2 protein-coding genes are annotated in these 2,632 nt (G+C 63.8%); one reads left to right on the top strand and one right to left on the bottom strand.

Features of this window, described 5'->3' with window-relative positions; genetic code table 11:
* Positions 1-1,427, top strand: a protein-coding gene (locus AWB67_RS36145) for an IS3 family transposase (protein ID WP_125477842.1) whose coding sequence is annotated in 2 segments (ribosomal slippage) — positions 1-304 and positions 304-1,427 — 1,428 coding nt annotated over the 2 segments. Because the reading frame shifts where the segments join, the coding sequence is not laid out codon by codon here. This gene is flagged as partial in the annotation.
* Positions 1,428-2,023: 596 nt separating this feature from the next.
* Here the strand turns inward: AWB67_RS36145 and AWB67_RS36155 are convergent.
* Positions 2,024-2,632: NO-inducible flavohemoprotein (locus AWB67_RS36155; protein ID WP_510183517.1), on the bottom strand; the 609-nt coding region annotated here is incomplete at its 5' end.

The raw sequence follows: 2,632 nt of genomic DNA on the forward strand, positions 1-2,632 counted from the left end.
TGCCTGGGGCCCGCTCGCGAGCGGGCCTGGACAGCGGCGGCCCGATTTGACGCCGTGCTGACGACCGCTGCGATGGACGAGGCTGCCAAGAGCGCATGGTGCCGCGCCAACGGCGTGTATCCGCACGAGCTGGCTTCCTGGCGGCAAAGCGCCACGCAGGCGCTGGCCGAGCCCGAGGAGGCGCGTGCCAGCCCGCAGCAGACGCAGCAGGACCGACGTCGCATCAAGGAACTCGAGCGCGAGCTGCGGCGCAAGGACCGTGCGTTGGCTGAGACGGCGGCGCTGCTGGTGCTATCAAAAAAAGTCGCGGCGATCTTCAGCACGGGCGAGGACGAATGATCGACCTCGAAGATCGCCAGTCGATGGCCCGCGATATCCACACCGCGCACAAGGCCGGCGCACGGCTGCGCCTGGCCTGCCAGACGGCCGGCATCGACGTGCGCACCCTGCAGCGCTGGAATGCCGGCGAAGGCCTCGTATCGGGCGATGGAAGACCTCATGCGGTACGCCCGCAACCTTCCCATGCGCTGAGCGCCGCCGAGCGTGCCGAGGTGCTGCGGGTGGCCAACGAGCCGCGCTTCGCCGATATGCCTCCTGCGCGCATCGTGCCAATGCTGGCCGACCAAGGCGTGTATATCGCCAGCGAATCCACCTTCGCCCGCGTGCTGCGCGAGCACGGACAAACTGCACATCGGGGCCGGGCGAAAGCGCCCAAGGCTGGCCGACCGCCGACCACGCACATCGCTTGCGCACCACGCGAAGTCTGGTGCTGGGATATGACGTACTTGCCCGCCGAGGTCGTCGGTCAATGGTTTTACCTGTACCTGATCCTGGACCTGTACAGCCGCAAGATCGTCGGATGGGAGGTGCACGAGGGCGACGATGCCAGTCACGCTGCCCATCTGGTGCGGCGCACGGCGCTGGCCGAGGGCATCGCTACTCTGGCGGACAAGCCGGTGCTACACGGAGACAACGGCTCCACGCTCAAGGCCACGACCGTGCTGGCCAGGCTCCACTGGCTTGGCGTGAAGCCATCGTACTCACGCCCACGCGTCAGTGACGACAACGCCTATGCCGAGGCGCTGTTCCGCACGGCCAAGTACCGCCCGGAGTTCCCCGCCACGGGCTTCGCCGAGCTCAATGCTGCACGCGACTGGGCGAGCGACTTCGTGCATTGGTACAACTTCGACCACCGTCACAGCAGCATCCGCTACGTCAGCCCAGCGCAGCGCCATGACGGAGACGATCACGCGATCCTCGCCGCTCGTCACGAGGTGTATGTCCAGGCGCGGGAACGTAAGCCGGCCCGCTGGTCAGGCTGCACGCGAGACTGGACGCCCATCGGTGCCGTCACGCTCAATCCGGAGCGCGAGTCAGTCATCACGATGGCCTCGCACGCTACACTTAGACAGCCTTTGGCTGCATGACTGAGGCGACAAGTACCTTGACACGCGCCGGCATCCACCCGATTGAGCTCGATAGCGCGCCGGCTTGTCGTGCTCCCGCTCGCCTACAGCGGGCTGTCGACCTGCGCGCGACAGCCCTTCAAAAATTTTACACCTGCGTGTCTCAGCACCCGCGCGTCGCCCTTGCATCGCGAGACGCACACTTCATGACGCTCAGAACGGAGTCGCGGTGAACCGACTCGCTCAGCCGCGACTCGCGGCAACGAGTGCGGTCGCAATTGGCCGTTTTCCTAAAACGACGACATGCGCGCGATCGAAATGCTGCAACTTTTGCGACTGTTGCCACGTTGGCGCAGGCTCAGCAGTGCTGCGGGTCGTCGGACCATACGGCAATGTCCTGCCGGATCTTATTCATACAGGCTCTTTCACCTTGATATGGTGGCGTAGTCGCCGGACGAGCTCGAATGCCGGCGCACACGTCATGTTTGTCTGGCCCTCGGCCTGAATGGTCGCAAGTACTTGCGAAAGAACTGTTGTGAGGTCTGCCGTGCCCAAGAGGGGATAGAACGCTATATTCAAAGTGGCGATGCGGCCCGTCGCAAAGCGCCGTGCCATGTCTAACGGAGGTCGCCGACTCCGAAAACCTCGGTGCGAATTCGCGATGCGTCGATTCCCAGAGCCCGCAATGCGTCTACCTGCGCGCGCATAAACGGCATGGGTCCGCACACGAAGTACTCCGCATCGCGAAGCAGCACCGCTTCGCGAATCGTTGCGAGGTCAAGGCGTCCGACGAAATCGTAGTCCCTGCCCTGTACGTCGTTCGGCCCGACTTCCTCGTAAAACGTCAGTTTCGAAGCATTCGGGTGATCGGCTATGACGTCGTCGAGCCATTCTCGAAAGGCATGCACTCGTCGGTTGCGACACGCATGGAGGAAGCTGACGCGGCGAGTGGCAGAATCCATCACAATCGTGGCCAGCATTGAAACCATGGGCGTCAGGCCGACACCACCGCTTACTAATACGACAGGCGTTCGCTTGGTCCGCTCCAGGACGAAATCGCCATAGGGCGCGCTCACCTCGACGTGTCCGCCAACGTGCAATTCATCGTGCAACAGATTGGAGACTCGGCCGGCCGGTTTTGCAGCGTCACCCTCGCCGGCGGCCTCCCGTTTCACCGATATGCGTAGCCATTTGCCGTGCGGCGCGTCCGACAGAGTGTATTGACG

The organism is Caballeronia terrestris (genome assembly GCF_001544515.1).
GTDB lineage: Bacteria > Pseudomonadota > Gammaproteobacteria > Burkholderiales > Burkholderiaceae > Caballeronia > Caballeronia terrestris.